The following is a 1979-nucleotide window of genomic DNA, read 5'->3' as shown; positions in this document are numbered from 1 at the left end:
ACCACGGCGCCTGCCAATGTGGTGTTTGCACCACTCGTTGTGTGAACTGTGCCGGTGCCAATAATATGGCTGTTCTTTTGTTGAACCTGTTCACTGGAACCTTCCCCTTGACTAAAAGCAGCACTGCCTGTTACCCCTGCGCCACCAGTACCATAACTGGCTCCAATATTCATTGAAGCGCTTTGGTTATGGTTTTGTGTGCTTTTCTTGTTTTGCGCACTTTCAAAGGTAATATGCTGTCCTGCTTCCAAGTTGATATTCCCGCTCTGCGGATCATTTGCATAAACAGGATTGGTGCCAGCGATAATATCAGCTCCAACACCATGGATGCTGCCTTTGTGGGCTTTCATATTGACAGAACGCCCAGCTTCTATGCTATTGGTTACAGCAGTAGATGTCTGAGAAGACTTCTCTTCCTTTTCAGTCTTAAAGCCTACGGTAACACTGGTAGAAATATCCACCATCTTGAGAAGGGAATCTTTTGTTGATCCGCTCTTTATCCCATTATAGAGATCTTTGCCTTTGTTATAGAGATCTTTGCCTTTTAGACCAAGAATGATGCCATTGCCGATTTTGTGTTTTGTATCCCCATGACCAAAACGTTTTCCTGCATCCTTTATATCTTGTATGGTACTAAGAATGCCAACATTGACAGAACCTGTAACACCAGCAAAGAAATTTTCATGTTTTTTTTGTGTCTTAGAGATATCTTGGCTTTCCGAAAGCGTGATATTATTACCGGTATCAATGTTCACATCACGATTTGCCGAAACAATAGCTGCTTGCATATTTACATCATTGTCAGCAGTAATCTGCACATCTCGGCGTGCCGTGATGTGTGATTGTGCGGAAGTGGTTTCCCATTGATCGCCCGTATCTTTGACGCTTGCAACCCCAACACCCAAAGAAACACTACTGCTGCTCTTTCCAAACTGAATGCCAAAACCTGAACGCTTTTCTTCAGAATTTGACTTATGGCTATTATGACCCACAAGCACATTGACATCACGAGCTGCCGAAAGGTTAATATTCTCACCTGCAAAATCAGAGCCCACTATGCTCACATCTTTTTTCTTGGCAATGATGTTGATAGTGCCATACGCATTGAGAGAAGAGCCTTGATGTTCAAAACTCTCTTCATTTTGCACCTTTTCCTCACTCCCATATATCGACACGAAGTCCTCACCTGAGCCCGCGCCAAAACCAGATGCATGTTCTTCTGAGTGGCTGCTATGGTGATCTTGCATGCCATCAATCGTCACATTTTCTGCTGTCACATTGATGTTTTGACCTGAAAGCAGATGAGAAGCAGTAATTGTGGACTCTTTTTCTGCTTGCAAATCAATGTTGCCCGTTGCCTCAAGAACAGAGGAAACTGTTGTGGTGTGCGATTCAGATTTATCGGAAGATTTCTCATGCAAAAAGCTACTTGATGACGATTGGTATTGCTGATCGTAGTGTTCTTGAGCGCCTTTTATGAGAATATTCCCACCAGAGTGAATAGAAATATCTGCTTTTGCTTGATCTGGTGTTTCCTCTTCTTTTCCAGCAAAAAGCATCGATCCAATGATTTTTGTATCGTTGCCAGATTCAAAGGCCATCCCTTCACCCCCTGTTATACTTGAGCCCACAACTTGAGTAGCCTCAACATTATTATGGACTCTCTCACTAAATATTCCATCCTCTTTGTGATCGGACATCTCATAATGTAAGCTATCTTCTGCATTGTTGATCAGGATATCGTTACTGGCTTTCAGCCCCACCTTGCCCTTGGCATCTATATCGGAAGCAGCAACATGGATATCTTGACCCGAGATAACAGTGGTATCTTTTCCAGAACTTAAATGAGAGCCATTGTGCAAGGCAACATGGGAGGTTTCACTCCCATTCTGATTGTCCATACTGTTGCGTGTGGCATCAATCGAAACATTCCTCTCAGCTTGTAAGAGAAGTTTATCCTTTGTTTGAACATCAGAGCC

1 protein-coding gene is annotated in these 1979 nt (G+C 43.2%); it reads right to left on the bottom strand.

The window, feature by feature from the left end; translation table 11 throughout:
* Positions 1 to 1979 (bottom strand): hemagglutinin repeat-containing protein (locus tag ACFIMA_RS09490; RefSeq protein ID WP_375693428.1); only part of this gene is annotated, 1979 nt, incomplete at both ends.

The organism is Bartonella sp. AP88HLJMH, assembly GCF_042195605.1.
Lineage (GTDB): Bacteria > Pseudomonadota > Alphaproteobacteria > Rhizobiales > Rhizobiaceae > Bartonella.
The sequence above is the reverse complement of the archived record's forward strand: the minus strand, read 5'-3'. Positions and strand labels throughout refer to the sequence as shown.